The organism is Streptomyces sp. HSG2, assembly GCF_016598575.1.
GTDB lineage: Bacteria > Actinomycetota > Actinomycetes > Streptomycetales > Streptomycetaceae > Streptomyces.
The window spans coordinates 1,818,989-1,834,216 of record NZ_CP066801.1 but is presented as its reverse complement, the minus strand read 5'-3'; the positions used below and the strand labels follow the sequence as shown (position 1 = coordinate 1,834,216).

The 15,228-nt window shown below is 73.3% G+C and carries 9 protein-coding genes; 5 read left to right on the top strand and 4 right to left on the bottom strand.

Annotated elements, in window-relative coordinates; all coding sequences use genetic code 11:
- The first annotated feature begins 95 nt into the window (after nucleotides 1–95).
- From JEK78_RS07475 to JEK78_RS07460, 4 genes are all read left to right on the top strand, one after another.
- Complete coding sequence (locus tag JEK78_RS07475) at nucleotides 96–596, top strand: hypothetical protein (RefSeq protein WP_200263320.1); 501 nt, start codon at nucleotides 96–98, stop codon at nucleotides 594–596.
- Nucleotides 597–637: 41 nt separating this feature from the next.
- Nucleotides 638–1,303 carry an HAD family hydrolase gene (locus JEK78_RS07470; RefSeq protein ID WP_200263319.1) on the top strand — a complete coding sequence of 222 codons (666 nt, stop codon included), beginning with the start codon at nucleotides 638–640 and terminating at the stop codon, nucleotides 1,301–1,303.
- A 493-nt stretch (nucleotides 1,304–1,796) separates the two neighbouring features.
- A complete protein-coding gene (locus JEK78_RS07465) occupies nucleotides 1,797–6,734 on the top strand; it encodes an NAD-glutamate dehydrogenase (RefSeq protein ID WP_200263318.1) in 4,938 nt (1,645 codons plus the stop codon).
- A gap of 225 nt (nucleotides 6,735–6,959) precedes the next feature.
- Nucleotides 6,960–8,396 carry a hypothetical protein gene (locus tag JEK78_RS07460; RefSeq protein ID WP_200264036.1) on the top strand — a complete coding sequence of 479 codons (1,437 nt, stop codon included), beginning with the start codon at nucleotides 6,960–6,962 and terminating at the stop codon, nucleotides 8,394–8,396.
- Here the strand turns inward: JEK78_RS07460 and JEK78_RS07455 are convergent.
- The 4 genes from JEK78_RS07455 to JEK78_RS07440 all read right to left on the bottom strand — a co-directional run bounded on the left by JEK78_RS07455 (nucleotide 8,389) and on the right by JEK78_RS07440 (nucleotide 14,643).
- A complete protein-coding gene (locus JEK78_RS07455; RefSeq protein ID WP_200263317.1) occupies nucleotides 8,389–10,065 on the bottom strand; it encodes a glycosyltransferase family 2 protein in 1,677 nt (558 codons plus the stop codon). The genes JEK78_RS07460 and JEK78_RS07455 overlap by 8 nt on opposite strands.
- Nucleotides 10,062–12,290 carry a CDP-glycerol glycerophosphotransferase family protein gene (locus JEK78_RS07450; RefSeq protein ID WP_200263316.1) on the bottom strand — a complete coding sequence of 743 codons (2,229 nt, stop codon included), beginning with the start codon at nucleotides 12,288–12,290 and terminating at the stop codon, nucleotides 10,062–10,064. The genes JEK78_RS07455 and JEK78_RS07450 overlap by 4 nt, the downstream gene beginning before the upstream one ends.
- A gap of 155 nt (nucleotides 12,291–12,445) precedes the next feature.
- Nucleotides 12,446–14,080, bottom strand: a complete 1,635-nt coding sequence (locus tag JEK78_RS07445; protein WP_200263315.1) for a glycosyltransferase family 2 protein — start codon at nucleotides 14,078–14,080, stop codon at nucleotides 12,446–12,448.
- Nucleotides 14,081–14,166: 86 nt separating this feature from the next.
- Entirely contained in the window at nucleotides 14,167–14,643 is a 477-nt protein-coding gene (locus JEK78_RS07440; protein ID WP_200263314.1) for a MarR family transcriptional regulator, read from the bottom strand.
- 158 nt (nucleotides 14,644–14,801) lie between these two features.
- Between JEK78_RS07440 and JEK78_RS07435 the strand changes: the two genes are divergently transcribed.
- Nucleotides 14,802–15,215 carry an organic hydroperoxide resistance protein gene (locus tag JEK78_RS07435; RefSeq protein WP_200263313.1) on the top strand — a complete coding sequence of 138 codons (414 nt, stop codon included), beginning with the start codon at nucleotides 14,802–14,804 and terminating at the stop codon, nucleotides 15,213–15,215.
- Nucleotides 15,216–15,228 lie beyond the last annotated feature (13 nt).

Genomic DNA, 15,228 nt, shown 5'->3' with positions numbered 1-15,228 from the left:
GCACCGCGTCGTCGGGGGGAACCCGAAAGGGGGCAGCCGCCGGTGGGCCCCGCGTATCCTGGCCGGGTCCCCGCCCGAGCACGAAAGCGACCCGCATGCGTGTCTACCTTCCCCTGACCCTCCCCGGCCTCGCCGCCGCCTCCGGGACGGGAGAGCTGGGGGCCGCGCCCCTGCGCGCCCACGCCGTCACCCCCGCGTTGCGCGCCTGGTGCGGGTCGGACGACGTCGAGGAGCTGGAGTACGCGGCGCTCGGCAGGGCGGCGCGGGAGTCGCTGCGCCTTCTGGCCGAGGACCCGGCCGCGCCCCGCCGTCGGGTGGTCGTGGCGCTGGACGTGCCCGACCGGGCGGTGCGCACGTCGGCGGACCCGGTCGGGCCCGCCGACGTGCGGATCGCCGTGGACGTCCCCCTGAGCTGGGCGGCCTCGGTGCACGTCGACGCGGACGACGCCGAGCCCGTCGTGACCGGCGCCGTCGAGGCGCTCCGGGCGGCCGACGACGCCGACGCCGAGGCCCGCCCGGTGGCCGCCGCCGACGACCGCGAGCTGCTCTGGTACGCCACCCAGGAGATCCCCGACCTGGTGGGGACCAGAGGCTGAGCGCCCCCCCCGAGGTGGGGCGACCGGAGTATTTTGTGGTCATGCGGAAGCGGACAGAGGCCCACATCGTCTGGGACTGGAACGGCACGTTGTTCCACGACAACGAGGCCGTCGTCGGCGCGACCAACGCCGCCTTCGCCGAGCTGGGCCTGGCCCCGATCACGCTGGAGCGGTATCGATCGCTCTACCGGGTCCCGGTGCCGAGGTTCTACGAGCGGCTGCTGGGGCGGCTGCCGTCGGACGCCGAGTGGGAGGTGATGGACCGGACCTTCCACCGGTACTACACCGAGCACCGGGCGCGGTGCTCGCTCACCGAGGGGGCCTCCGAGCTGCTCGCCGAGTGGCGGTCGGCCGGGCACAGCCAGTCCCTGCTCAGCATGTACGGCCACACCGACCTGGTTCCCCTCGTCCGGGGTTTCGGCATCGACACGCACTTCACGCGCGTCGAGGGGCGTACCGGCCCGTCGGGCGGCAGCAAGGCCGAGCACATGGTCCGGCACCTCGCCGCGCTTTCCGGGGTGGAGCCCGCGCGCACGGTGGTGATCGGGGACGCGGCGGACGACGCGCTGGCCGCCCGCCGTGTGGGCGCGCGGGCGGTGCTCTACACCGGCGGGTCGCACAGCAGGAAGAGCCTGGAGGCGACGGGTGCGCCGGTGGTGGACACCCTCGCGGAAGCGGTCGAGGAGGCGGAGAGGTCGGCGGCCTGAGTCGTCCTTCGCCCCCGCTGGCCGGTGGTCGCGCGCCTCGTGGGTCACCCGACCCTCGTCGGGTACTCGCTCCTGTATGGAACGTCCAACTTCAGGCCCGGTACTTGTACACATGCGCACCCTGACGGGGTCCGCGTGGTGAGCGATAGCCTGGTGGCGTGATCAGCGCGATAGGTCGCGGGGGCGTCGAAGCCCTCGTCTCGCGCCCGGTGTGCTCGGAGGGTCTCCGAGGCCGGGCGGCGGTCGCTGGTCCGGGCGGGCGGGCAGGTGCCGCGGGGTCTCCCGGGAGACCGGTCGCCCTTCGGGTGACGAGAGTCGCCTCGCACCCTCGGAGAGCCTCAAATCTGGCTCATATACCCCCGCTTTTCCCGCCTCGCGGCATAGCGTCGGAGCAGACCGGACACCCCGCGTCTGGATGGGCGCCGTGCCGGCGAGCAGGAACCGTACTTCCTTCTAACGTCACGCAACGGCGCGCGACAGGAGCCAGAGGACAATGCAGACCAAGCTGGACGAAGCAAAGGCCGAGCTGCTCGAACGAGCCGCCCGGGTGGCCGAGGACGGACCGGTCGGGGGACACCTCGCGATCGGGACGGCGGGCGGCGGCGCTCCGGACACCCCGGACCACGCGTCCGTCCTCGCGTTCCTCCGGCGCTACTACCGTCACACCGCGGCCGAGGACCTGACCGGACGTGATCCGGTGGACGTCTTCGGGGCGGCGGTCTCGCACTACCGGCTGGCGGAGAGCCGTCCTCAGGGCACGGCGAGGGTCCGGGTGCACACCCCGACCGTCGAGGAGAACGGTTGGACGTGCAGTCACACGGTGGTGGAGGTGGCCACCGACGACATGCCCTTCCTGGTCGACTCGGTCACCAACGAGCTGACCCGGCAGGGCCGCGGCATCCACGTCGTGATCCACCCGCAGTACGTGGTGCGCCGCGACGTCGCGGGCAAGCTCATCGAGGTGCTGCCGACGTCCTCCACCGAACGCCTCCCGCACGACGCGCACGTGGAGTCCTGGATCCATGTGGAGATCGACCGGGAGACCGACCGGGGCGACCTGAAGCAGATCACCGCAGACCTGCTGCGCGTGCTCTCCGACGTCCGCGAGGCCGTCGAGGACTGGGGCAAGATGCGCGACGCAGCCGTCAGGCTGGGCGAGTCCCTGCCCGACGAGCCCGCGCCCGAGGACCTGAACGCCCAGGAGGTGGCGGAGGCACGGGAGCTGCTGCGCTGGCTCGCCGACGACCACTTCACCTTCCTCGGCTACCGCGAGTACCAGCTGCGCGGCGACGACTCCCTCGCCCCGGTCGCCGGCACCGGGCTCGGGATCCTGCGGGCCGACCCGCAGCACGCGGGAGAGGACAGTCATCCGGTCAGCCCGTCCTTCGAGAGGCTGCCGGCCGACGCCCGCGCCAAGGCGCGCGAACACCGGCTGCTGGTCCTGACCAAGGCCAACAGCCGGGCGACCGTGCACCGCCCTTCCTACCTGGACTACATCGGGGTCAAGAAGTTCGACGCCGCCGGCGAGGTCGTCGGCGAGCGGCGCTTCCTGGGCCTGTTCTCCTCGGCCGCGTACACCGAGTCCGTCCGCCGGGTCCCGGTCATCCGGCGCAAGGTCGCCGAGGTGCTGCACCGCGCCGGCTTCTCGCCCAACAGCCACGACGGCCGGGACCTGCTGCAGATCCTGGAGACCTACCCGCGCGACGAGCTGTTCCAGACGCCGGTGGGCGAGCTGGGGGCGATCGCCACCTCGGTGCTCTACCTCCAGGAGCGCCGCCGGCTGCGGCTGTACCTCCGCCAGGACGAGTACGGACGCTACTACTCGGCGCTGGTGTACCTCCCCCGCGACCGCTACACCACCGGCGTGCGGCTGCGGATCGTCGACATCCTCAAGGAGGAGCTGGGCGGCACCAGCGTCGACTTCACCGCCTGGAACACCGAGTCGATCCTGTCCCGGCTGCACTTCGTGGTCCGTGTCCCCACGGGCACCGAACTCCCGCACCTCTCCGACGTCGACCGCGAGCGTCTGGAGTCCCGGCTGGCGGAAGCCGCCCGCTCCTGGTCGGACGGGTTCGCGGAGGCGCTCCACGCCGAGGTCGGCGAGGAACGCGCCGCGGAGCTGCTGCGCCGCTACGGCGGGGCCTTCCCCGAGGGCTACAAGGCCGACCACGGCCCCCGTTCGGCCGTCGCCGACCTGGCCCATCTGGAGCGGCTCGACCCCGAACGAACCTTCGAGGTGAGCCTCTACGAGCCGGTGGGCGCGGCCCCCGAGGAGCGGCGTTTCAAGATCTACCACGCGGGTGGCTCCGTCTCCCTGTCCGCCGTGCTGCCGGTGCTCAGCCGGCTCGGCGTGGAGGTCACCGACGAACGTCCCTACGAGCTGAGGTGCGCCGACCACACCACGGCGTGGATCTACGACTTCGGTCTGCGTCTGCCCGCGTCGGCCACGGACGGCGACCGCTTCGGGGACGACGCCCGCGAGCGCTTCCAGGAAGCCTTCGCCGCCGCCTGGACCGGACGCGCGGAGAACGACGGCTTCAACTCCCTGGTGCTGAGCGCCGGGCTCACCTGGCGGCAGGCCATGGTGTTGCGGGCGTACGCGAAGTACCTGCGGCAGGCCGGCTCCACCTTCAGCCAGGACTACATGGAGGCCACCCTCCGCACCAACGTCCACACCACACGGCTGCTCGTCTCCCTGTTCGAGGCGCGGATGTCGCCGGACCGGCAGAGCGCCGGGCGCGAGATCGTCGACGCCCTCCTGGAGGAGGTCGACGCGGCGCTGGACCAGGTCGCCTCCCTGGACGAGGACCGAATCCTGCGGTCCTTCCTCACGGTGATCAAGGCGACGCTGCGGACCAACTTCTTCCAGGAGGCGCCGACCGGCGGGCCGCACGCGTACGTCTCCATGAAGTTCGACCCGCAGGCCATCCCGGACCTGCCGGCACCCCGTCCCGCCTTCGAGATCTGGGTGTACTCCCCGCGCGTGGAGGGCGTGCACCTGCGGTTCGGCAAGGTGGCGCGCGGCGGTCTGCGCTGGTCCGATCGCCGGGAGGACTTCCGGACCGAGATCCTCGGCCTGGTCAAGGCGCAGATGGTGAAGAACACCGTCATCGTGCCGGTCGGCGCCAAGGGCGGATTCGTGGCCAAACAACTGCCCGACCCGAGCGTCGACCGGGACGCCTGGATGGCCGAGGGCGTCGCGAGCTACCGGACGTTCATCTCGGCGCTGCTGGACATCACCGACAACCTGGTGGCGGGAGAGGTGGTACCGCCCGCGGACGTCGTGCGGCACGACGAGGACGACACCTACCTGGTCGTCGCCGCGGACAAGGGCACCGCGACCTTCTCCGACATCGCCAACGAGGTGGCCCGCAGCTACGACTTCTGGCTCGGTGACGCCTTCGCCTCCGGCGGCTCGGCCGGGTACGACCACAAGGGCATGGGCATCACCGCGCGAGGTGCCTGGGAGTCCGTCAAGCGCCACTTCCGCGAGCTGGGCACGGACACCCAGAGCGAGGAGTTCACCGTAGTCGGCGTGGGCGACATGTCCGGCGATGTCTTCGGCAACGGCATGCTGCTCAGCGAGCACATCCGGCTGGTCGCGGCCTTCGACCACCGCCACATCTTCCTTGACCCGCACCCCGACGCGGCCGTGTCCTACGCCGAGCGCCGCCGTCTGTTCGAGCTGCCCCGCTCCTCGTGGGCGGACTACGACACCGGTCTGCTCTCGGCGGGCGGCGGGGTGTTCCCCCGCTCGGCCAAGGCCATCCCCGTCAACGCGCACGTCCGCGAGGCGCTCGGCATCGGGCAGAAGATCGCCAAGATGACCCCCGCGGACCTCATGCGGGCCATCCTCAAGGCGCCGGTGGACCTGCTGTGGAACGGCGGCATCGGCACCTACGTGAAGGCCTCCGGAGAGTCCGACGCCGAGGTCGGCGACAAGGCCAACGACGCCATCCGGGTCGACGGCGCGGAGCTGCGGACCAAGGTCGTCGGCGAGGGGGGCAACCTCGGACTGACCCAGCTCGGCCGGATCGAGTTCGCCCACCACGGCGGCAGGGTGAACACCGACGCCATCGACAACAGCGCCGGCGTGGACACCTCCGACCACGAGGTGAACATCAAGATCCTCCTCAACGGACTGCTCAACGACGGAGACATGACGGTGAAGCAGCGCAACCGGCTGCTCGCCGAGATGACCGAGGAGGTGGGCAAGCTCGTCCTGCGCAACAACTACGCGCAGAACACCGCCATCGCCAACGCGTTGGCGCAGTCCCAGGACATGCTCCCCGCACAGCAACGCTTCCTGCGGCACCTGGTGCGCGAGGGTCACCTGGACCGGGCGCTGGAGTTCCTGCCCACCGACCGGCAGATCCGCGAGCGACTCACCGCCGGACACGGCCTGACCGGACCGGAGACGGCGGTCCTGCTGGCCTACACGAAGATCACGGTCGCCGAGGAACTGCTGCACACCTCGCTGCCCGACGACCCCTACCTCAAGAGCCTGCTGCACGCCTACTTCCCGAGCGCGCTGCGCGAGCTGTTCCTCGACCGGATCGAGTCGCATCCGCTGCGCCGGGAGATCACCACCACGGTGCTGGTCAACGACACCGTCAACACCGGCGGCACCACCTACCTGCACCGGATGCGCGAGGAGACCGGCGCCTCCCTGGAGGAGATCGTCCGGGCGCAGACGGCGGCCCGCGCCATCTTCCGCTCCGCCCCCGTGTGGGACGCCGTGGAGGGTCTCGACAACCGGGTCGACGCCGCCGTCCAGACCAGGATCCGGCTGCACTCCCGCCGACTCGTCGAGCGCGGCACCCGTTGGCTGCTCAACAACCGGCCCCAGCCGCTGGAGCTGGCCGAGACCGTGGCCTTCTTCTCCGAGCGCGTCGAGCAGGTCTGGGCGCAGCTGCCGACGCTGCTGCGGGGCGCGGACGCCGAGTGGTACCAGCGGACCTTCGACGAACTGTCGTCGGTCGGGGTGACCGAGGAACTCGCCACGCGCGTCGCCGGGTTCTCCGCCGCTTTCCCGACGCTGGACATCGTCACCGTGGCCGACCGGACCGGGCACGAGCCGTTGGCCGTCGCCGACGTCTACTACGACCTCGGGCACCGGCTGACCATCAGCCGTCTGATGGACCGGATCGGAGCGCTCCCCCGCACCGACCGCTGGCAGTCCATGGCCCGCGCGGCCATCCGGGAGGACCTGTACGCCGCGCACGCGGCGCTCACCGCGGACGTCCTGTCGGCGGGCGACGGGGCGGCGACGCCGGAGCAGCGCTACAAGGTCTGGGAGCAGAACAACGCCGCCATCCTGGGTCGGGCCCGCAACACGCTGGAGGAGATCCAGGGTTCAGAGGCGTTCGACCTCGCCAACCTCTCCGTGGCCATGCGGACGATGCGCACCCTGCTGCGCACGCGCGTGTGACGCCGGAACGTTTCACGAGGGTGTGACCCACCCCGGCGCCCCGGTCGTGCGACGACCGGGGCGCCGCGCCGCGCGCCCCGTCCGCTTCTCCCCGTTGTGCCGGGAAGATCCCTCTAGGGTGGGCGCGTGGTGGGTCGTACCGGGGTGCCGAGGGGTGCGGTCGTCTCGCGCCGTCGGACGCCGTCGCCCGCGGCGGCGGCCCCCTGGGCCGCCGCCTCCCTCGTCCTGCTGCTCCTGACGGCCGTCGTCGCCCGACTGCCCTGGGCGGGCGACCTGGGGCTGCACGCCGCCGTGGTGGAACGCCTCCGCCACAGCCTCACCGACCCCGGCAACCCCTTGGTCGACGCGGACACCCCGAGCCCGTACTACTCGCCGTGGACGGTCCTCCTCGGCGTCGCGGCGCGCCTCGGGGACCCCTCGGTCTTCGTCGTCCTGCGCATGGGCGCGCTGATCGCGCTCGCGCTGCTGGCCACCGGCGTGTGGGCGTACACCAGGGCGCTCGGGGCGCGAGGCGCGGCGCCCGCCACCGCGCTGCTGTGCCTGCTCCTCCTGTGGGGCACCGCACCCTTCGCATGGAGCGGCTTCCTCGGTCTGAACTCCCTCGCGCTGACGGTGTCCTACCCGAGCGTCCTCGCCCTCGGGCTCGCCTTCCACCTCTGGGCATGGCTGACCCGGGTGCTCCGCGCCGACGGCCGGCCCTCCGCGTCGACCTGGGCGGGGATCGGCGTCCTGTGGGCGGTGATCCTGCTGTGTCACCAGTTCTCCGGGGTGGTGGCGACCCTGGGCGCCCTGGCCACGCTGCTCGCCTCCCCCGCCCGGGGCGCGCTGCGCAGGCGGCTCGCCCTCCTCGCGCTCGGTGTCGCGGCCGGCCTCCTGACGCTGTGGAGCTGGCCCTACTACGACTTCTTCGCCCTGTCGGCCGTCGGGCAGGGGCTGGAGGAGGTGCACCGGCCGCTCTATCGGGAGCTGCCCGCTCGGTACTGGCTCGTGCTGGTCGGCGTGGCGGCGTTGGCCGCCCGCCTGCGCCGCGACCGACGGGACCCGCTCGCGCTGTTCTTCACGGCGGGGGTGGCGATGGTCGCGGCCGGCGCGCTGAGCGGCCACTGGTCCTGGGGACGGGCGATGCCCGCCGCGGTGATCCCGGCACAGCTCGCCGTGGCGTGGGAGGTGGGCGGCGCGACGCGCCACGCGGCGCGGATCGCCTGGGCGACGGTGCTCGCCGGGGCGCTCGCGCTCGGCGCGTGGGCGCAGTCCGGCACCCTGGGGTACGTGGTGGACCGGCGGTCCCTGCCCGAGGCCGTCGCCGCACGCCACCGGGAGCCCTGGTCGGGCTACCACTGGATCACCCCGTGGGTCCGCTACGGCGACGTCGTCATGGCCCGTGACCCCATGCCGTCCCGTCGGATCCCGGCCTACGGCGGGTACACCGTGGCGCCCGGATACCCGGACTTCTTCCTCCCGGACGAGGAGGCCCGACGCGAGGCGGTACGTCGGTACTTCGCCGAGGGGACGTCCCCGGAGGCCCGCCGGTCGCTGCTGCGCGCCTGGGGCGTGCGCTGGGTGGTCGACCACGCGCCCGGCGACCGGCGGAGCGAGGGGCTGAGCGAGATCGCCCGGGGACCCGGCGGAGAAGTGCTCTACCGGGTCCTCCCCGTCACCTGAGCGCGCTCGCCACGAGACGCCGGACGCGGCGCGTCCACGGGCGGTCCAGACGTCGAGCCGCTGGTCGCAGCACCCGCGCCGACAGCCCGACGGGCCGCCAGCGCACCTGGAGCCGACCCGGACCGTGTCCCTCCGGCTCCACCACCACGTGGTGCGGCGCGAACCCGCGGCGGTAGCCGATCCGCGCGGCGAGCGCCGGGAACGTCACGGGGGCCAGAAGCGGCCCCGTGTGGCGGCGGCCCTCGTGCCGGATCCTCACAACGGGGTGGCGTACCCCGTCGAAGCCGTGCGGCGGCACCCGGACGGCGGACAGGTCCAGGCGCACCCGGCCCTCGAACACGCCCGGCCGGACCGGCGCGAGCCGGAAGGGGACCGTCGTGCGCCGCCGCCCGGGGGTGATGACCAGGGCCGCTCGCACGGGGCCCACGGGCAGGCGCGACGCCGGGTCGTGGCTGCGGACGGACAATTCCACGGAGGCGCCCTCGGCGGGGTCGATCCCGGTGATCTCGTGACGCAGACCGGCCGAATGGAAGGGCCGGGTGCCCCACTCCAGGTCGGTGAGGTCCAACTCCCGTCGACCGTGGTCGGTTGCGGGGACGCGGTCGCCCCAGTAGGTCCGGCCGTCGTGTGGGTCGCGGGTCACCTGCCGGGGGGCGACCGCGTGGCCCAGGCCCCGGGCGGCGGTCCGGGCGTCGGACAGGCGCTTGTCTCGCACCAGTTGCACCACGACCCGTTCGTCCCGGGGCAGCCGTGCGAAGGCGCCCGGCGCGAGCGTGTCGAGGTACGGGGCGACCAGATCGGCGAAGGACGCCAGCCAATCGTCGTCCCGATAGGGCAGGTCCCCGGCGTACATCCGGAAGTCGTGCTTGAGGAACTTGAAGTCCTTGTCCTCCCGGAGCGCCTCGAACCCCCCGTCGGTCAGGAAGGCGTCGACGAGCCGCTGGACGTGGACCCGGTCGCGGACGTTGTCCAGGCGGTGGCGCTGGTTGGAGATGGAGGCGTCGCCGGCGGACGCGTACGGGGTGACGTACCAGCGGTAGACGGGCTCCGGGACGACGGCGAACCGCTTGGCCAGGCAGTACGCCTGAGCCGAGAACAGTTGGTCCTCGTAGTGGATGTCCTCGGGGAAGCGCAGTCCGTGCCGGTCGAGGAAGGAGCGTGCGTACATCTTGCCGGTGGCCAGGTGTTCGAAGAACATCCGAGGGTCCGCCTGGATCCCGTCCAGGCACCTCCGCTCGGAGACGAGGTGGGGCATCCACACCGAGCGCCTGCCGTTGTCGGTGCGGATTCGTTCCACGGCCCCCATCGCGAAGTCGAGGTCCCGCTCCCGGTGCGCCGCGAGCAGCGACTCCACCGCACGGGCGGGCAGTTCGTCGTCGCTGTCGAGGAAGACCAGGTAGGGGGCGGTGGCGATCTCCAGGGCGCGGTTGCGCGGCGCGCCGCACCCGCCGCTGTTCTCGGGGAGCCGGAGGTAGACGATCCGGGGGTCCTCGGCGGCCAGGCGCCGGGCGACCGCCGGGGTGTCGTCGGTCGAGTGGTCGTCGCTGACGACGATCTCGACGGCGGGGTGCGTCTGGCGGCGGACGGACGCCACCGCGCGAGGCAGGCGGGCGGCGTCGTTGTGCGTGATGACGGTGACGGTGACGTCGGGCGCGCGACGGGGGCTCATCGGGTCGCCTCCTCGGGGGTGGGAGCCGGAGAGCGCTCCTCGGGCGGCAGCACGGGGGGCAGGTCCTCCGCGTCCTGGCCGAGGAAGACGCGACGGACGACGCGTTCGGCGGCGCGCCCGTCGTCGTACTCGCAAAAGCGTCGCCGGAAGGACGCGCGCGCGGTGGTCGACCCTTCGTCGCGCCACGCGTCGGTGGTCAGGATCGCCGTCAGCTCCTCCTGGGTGCGGGACACGGGGCCCGGCGGGCCGGCCGGCAGGTCGAAGTAGACGCCCCGGGTGAGGCGGTAGATCTCCCAGTCGTCGGCGTGGACGACGATGGGGCGGTCGAGGTTGGCGTAGTCGAACATGATCGACGAGTAGTCCGTTACCAGCACGTCCGCCGCGAGGCACAGCTCCTCGACCGGCTCGTAGGGCGAGACGTCCACGATCCGTCCCGAGCGGCGCGCCTCGGCGGGCACGGGGGAGGCGGACTCGTGGAAGTAGTGGCCTCGGACGAGCAGGACCGTGTCCTCGCCGAGGCGTCGGGACAGTTCGGCCAGGTCCAGGCGGGGCGTCCAGCCGGCCTCGTAGTCCCGGTGCGTCGGCGCGTACAGGACGGCCCGGTGTCCCGGCGCGATCCCGAGGCGCTCCCGCGCGGCCCGCACCTCGGCGGCGCCGGCCGTGTAGTACACGTCGTTGCGGGGGTATCCGTGGTCGAGGGAGACCCAGCGGGAGGGATAGGCGCCTCGCCAGGCGCGGGTGGAGTGGCTGTTGGCCGAGACGCTGAAGTCCCACCGGTCGACGCGGTCCAGGAGGGCGGCGAAGTCGGTGCCCCTGGCGGCGGCTGGGTAGGGCATCTGGTCCAGCCCCATCCGCTTGAGCGGGGTCCCGTGGTGGGTCTGGAGGTGGATCGCGTCCGGACGCTTGACCACGGCGTTCGGGAAGTTGACGTTGTTGACCAGGAACCCGGCCCGCCCGAGCGTCTCCCAGTAGCGGCGGGTGCCGGGGACGACGTGGTCGGTGCCGGGGGGCAGCAGTGCGGCGTTGGCGGCGGAGACCACCCACACGGGGTGGACACGCGGGGCCAGTTCCCCGAGCTTGGCGGCCACGGCGGCGGGGTTGCAGGCCACCCCCCGGTCCCAGTAGGCGGAGAACACCGCGAGCTCTCGGTCGACCGGGCCCGCGAGGGACCGGCGGTAGGCCACCTCGTCGAGACGTGACCCGAGGCGCCGGCGACCGGATCGCAGGGCTCCGCGCACCGTTCGGCGGGCGCGGTTGGCGGCCCGCGTCGCGCGATACCCGGTGTACGAGCCGCTCTCCAGCAGCGCCCTGCGCAGTCCCTCCGGTCCGGCCGGACGGGGCGTCCCGGCGGGGCGGTGGCGTACCGCGGCGGCCGACGCCCGCCGGAAGAACTCCCGGGCGACAGGATCGGGCATCCCGGACCGTACGAAGGTGCGCAGCAGGTCGTGGACCATGAGGTCGTAGAGGACGGCCGTGACGGACGGGCGACCCCGGCCCGTCTCCAGCAGGCGTTCGTAGCGGTCGACGCGGCCGAGGTACTCCTCGCGCGAAGGCGACGGCAACTCGGCGGGGCGCGGCCTTCGGTCCTCGTAGCCGCGCAGGGACGTCCAGGCGACCCGGTCGGCCAGCAGCAGCGCCGTGTAGGCCGCGAGGGCTTCGTCGTCGCTGTTCAGGAGTGGTTCCCGGGCGCGCCACAGGGAGGTCCGCAGGAGGCGGTTTCCGAGCAGCGGGGTCACGCGCAGCAGCCGTGGCGCCTCGTCGAGCGTCACGCCCGCCGCGCCGCCGGCGGCGGTGAGCGGGCCGCCGTCCGGGGAGGGCGTCGCCGACGTCCGCCAGGTGCTGCGCACGTGGTCGAAGAGCAGTGCGTCCACCGCTTCGGGCAGCGAGGCGGCGTGCTCGGCGAGGAGTCGGGGGGCGCCCGAGGGCAGCCCGTCGCGGGCCCGGACGAAGTGCAACCAGCGGCCGGCCGCGCGGGCCGCCCCCGCCGCGCGGGCCGCCGCGTCGCCGGTGCCTTCGGGGAGGAGGACCGGGGTCACGTCGGCGGCGTACGGCTCGACGGTCTCCCGGGCCCACGCGCCGACCGCGGCGACGACCACCTCGACGTCGGGCGACGGCCGGGGGGTCAGGGAGTCGAGGAGCCCGGCGAGGTGCCCTCGCGCGTCGGGGCCGTGGACGACGACGGTGAGCGCGGGCGCCGGGCGGTCGCCGGCGGCGGTGTCGGACATCGCGGTGGACTCCTCTGCCTCGTCGCCGGGGCGCGGACGCGGACGGGGTGCCGTGCGGCCATCGTGGCACCGGCCGGAGGGCGGCGGAGACTCTGACTGCGCCTCACGGGGGACGCGGAGCCTCGGCGCGGGGTGCCGGCCCACCGGCGGTGCCGTCACCGACCGGCGAACCGGAGCAGGCGGCGGCGCGCCGCGGCGGCGACCCCCCGGGGTCCCGGTGCCAGCCGCAGGGCCAGGGCTCCGGAGTGCGTGGCGTAGGCCTGGACCAGCAGTACGCCGTGCCGGGCGTCGGGCAGGGCGCGTCGCCGAGGGGTCCGGTGTGTCTCTCGGGCGTGCGCCAGGACCTCTCGGCTCGCCCCGTGTCGGAACAGGACCCGCAGGCGCAGGTCCCAGGTGCCGGTCCCGCGCGTCGCCAACGGCGCCAGGTCCAGGTCCGTCGCTCCGGTCCAGACGGTTCCGTCGGCCTGGGGAGACAGGGGCGTCGCGCCGGCGCCGACCGGGTGCCCGTCTTCGCGGGAGCGCCATTCGATCTCGATCCCCCGCGGCGCGGCGGCGCCGACGCGGTCGTACAGGTCGTGCAGGCGGAGCGACAGGCGTGAGGAACGCGGCCCCAGGCGCACTTCGGCGTCGACGGTCAGGGGGAGGGCGCAGACCGGCCGTGTCAGCAGCCCCTCCAGGGTGACCAGGGGCAGCTCCCGCGACCACACCGGGGTGCCGTCCGGGGCGCGGGCGTAGGGCGGGAGCAGTCTGGCGGGTCGCGCCGCCAGGGCGCGGAGCCGGGGAAGGTCGCGCGGCTCGGGCGAGGCCAGGAGGACCCGGGCGATCAGTCCCCCGGGGGTGCCCGGCGAGCGGTCCCAGTCGGCGGCCTCGTACTCGGCGAGAAAGGCCCGGGTCTGGTCCCACCAGGCGCGCAGTCGGTCCGTCTCCCGGAGGGCGGGCTCCCGGACGTACATGCGCAGTTCGTGGTCGAGGAACTTGGCGCGGGCGGCTCGGGCCAGCTCCGTTCGTCCGGCGTCGCGGAGGACGCGGTGGGCTGTTCGGCACGCGTGGGTGCGTGAGGTCCAGTTGTCCGTCGTCGCTCGGTCCAGGGAGATGGACAGCCGTTTCGCGGAGCGGCGCACGTGCCACACGTAGACGGGGTCCGGCACCAGGGCCAGGCGCGGTCCGGCGGCCAGCACCCGGGCGGTGAAGACGATGTCCTCGTAGCGGAACGGGCCGTCGGGGAAGCGGATGCCGTGCGCACGCAGGAAGTCCGTCCGGTACAGCTTGTTGACGCACACCGTGTCGTGGACGAGCCGGGGTCGGTGGGACGGGTGGGCGATCACCGTGCGAGCCGTGTACAGCTCCGGTTGCCACGGCACCTCCCGTCCGCTCGGCAGCTCCCGGCGGACACAGAGTCCGGCCGCCACTTGGGCGTCTCCCTCGGTGGCGGCGTCCAGCAGGACGCGCGCGGCGTCGGGGCGCAGCACGTCGTCGCTGTCGAGGAACATCACGTAGGGCGCCGTCACCCGGTCCAGCCCGGCGTTGCGCGGGGTGCCGCAGCCGCCGCTGTTGGTGGGCAGCCGGAGCACGGTCAGGCGGGGCTCGCGCGCGGCCAGCCGGTCCAGCGACTCCGGGCTGCCGTCCGAGGAGCCGTCGTCGACGGCGACCACCCGTCCGACGGTCGGTCCCTGGGCCAGGGCGGAGCGCACCGCGTCCGTGACGTGCGCGGCGTCCTGGTGGCCGATGACCACGACGTCGACCGGGGCGCTCGCGGCGGCTGCCCGATGGGTGGGGTCGGGGGGACGCATCACGCCGGATCGTAGGCGGGTGCGGCGCGGGAGGGGCGGTCCGGTACCCGCGTTCGGGTGGTGGCCGGCGCGGGCGGGTGTCGCGTCTACCGGGCGTGGGCGTTTCGGCGTTCGGTGAGCGTCGCGGAGTCCAGGGCGGCGGTGAGTCGGTCGAGGCGGTCTCGCAGGTCTTCCATCTCCGCCGGGTCGCAGCCGGTCGCGGCGGCGATCCGGCGGGGAACCTCGCGGGCCGGCGCCCGCAGCGCCTCGCCGCGTTCCGTGGCGCGCACCCGCACCGACCTCTCGTCGCTCGGGCTGCGCTCCCGGAGTACCAGCCCGGCCGTCTCCAATCGCTTGAGCAGCGGGGAGAGTGTGCCCGAGTCCAGGCGCAGTCGCTCGCCCAGCTCCTTCACGGGAACCTCTCCCCGCTCCCACAGGACCAGCATCACGAGGTACTGCGGGTAGGTGAGGCCGAGTTCCTTCAGCAGGACGCGGTACAGGCCGCCGAAGGCCCGTGAGGCGGCGCCGAGGGAGAAGCAGAGCTGCCGCTCCAGACGGAGCGGGTCGGGTGCGGCCGTGGTCATCGGGTTCTCCTTCGGGTGGTGATCCCAGGGTAGTCGTTGCCCCGCGCGTTGCTCGCGGCCAATTTGATTGCGCACAACTTAATTGTGTGCTCTAATGATCGTCGTCAGGCCGCGCCGGCATCGGTGGCGGCACGATCTTCCCCGGGAGGGCCCCTCTCATGAACGCGCTCTACACCGCCGTCGCCACCGCCACCCACGGACGCGAGGGCCGCGCCGTCTCCTCCGACGGACGGCTCGACGTGTCTCTGGGCATTCCGAAGGAGATGGGCGGCGGCGGCCAGGGCACCAACCCCGAGCAGCTCTTCGCCGCCGGGTACGCCGCGTGCTTCGCCAGTGCGCTCGGCCTGGTCGGCAAGCAGGCGAAGGTCGACGTGAGCGAGGCCGCCGTGACCGCGGAGGTCGGGATAGGCAAGGAAGGCGAGGGTTTCGCTCTCGCCGTCACCCTCCGGGTGGAGCTGCCCGCCGCGGTGGACCGGGCGACGGGGCGCGAACTCGTGGACCAGGCGCACCAGGTGTGCCCGTACTCCAACGCCACCCGCGGCAACATCCCGGTCGAGCTCGTCGTCGAGTGACCGCCGCGCGGGG

What these genes read in the sequence shown, in the direction of transcription:
- JEK78_RS07435 (WP_200263313.1), top strand. Translation starts at nt 14,802, where the DNA reads ATGAACGCGCTCTACACCGCCGTCGCCACCGCCACCCACGGACGCGAG.
- JEK78_RS07445 (WP_200263315.1), bottom strand. Translation starts at nt 14,080, where the DNA reads ATGCGTCCCCCCGACCCCACCCATCGGGCAGCCGCCGCGAGCGCCCCG.
- JEK78_RS07470 (WP_200263319.1), top strand. Translation starts at nt 638, where the DNA reads ATGCGGAAGCGGACAGAGGCCCACATCGTCTGGGACTGGAACGGCACG.
- JEK78_RS07455 (WP_200263317.1), bottom strand. Translation starts at nt 10,065, where the DNA reads ATGAGCCCCCGTCGCGCGCCCGACGTCACCGTCACCGTCATCACGCAC.
- JEK78_RS07450 (WP_200263316.1), bottom strand. Translation starts at nt 12,290, where the DNA reads ATGTCCGACACCGCCGCCGGCGACCGCCCGGCGCCCGCGCTCACCGTC.
- JEK78_RS07475 (WP_200263320.1), top strand. Translation starts at nt 96, where the DNA reads ATGCGTGTCTACCTTCCCCTGACCCTCCCCGGCCTCGCCGCCGCCTCC.
- JEK78_RS07465 (WP_200263318.1), top strand. Translation starts at nt 1,797, where the DNA reads ATGCAGACCAAGCTGGACGAAGCAAAGGCCGAGCTGCTCGAACGAGCC.
- JEK78_RS07440 (WP_200263314.1), bottom strand. Translation starts at nt 14,643, where the DNA reads ATGACCACGGCCGCACCCGACCCGCTCCGTCTGGAGCGGCAGCTCTGC.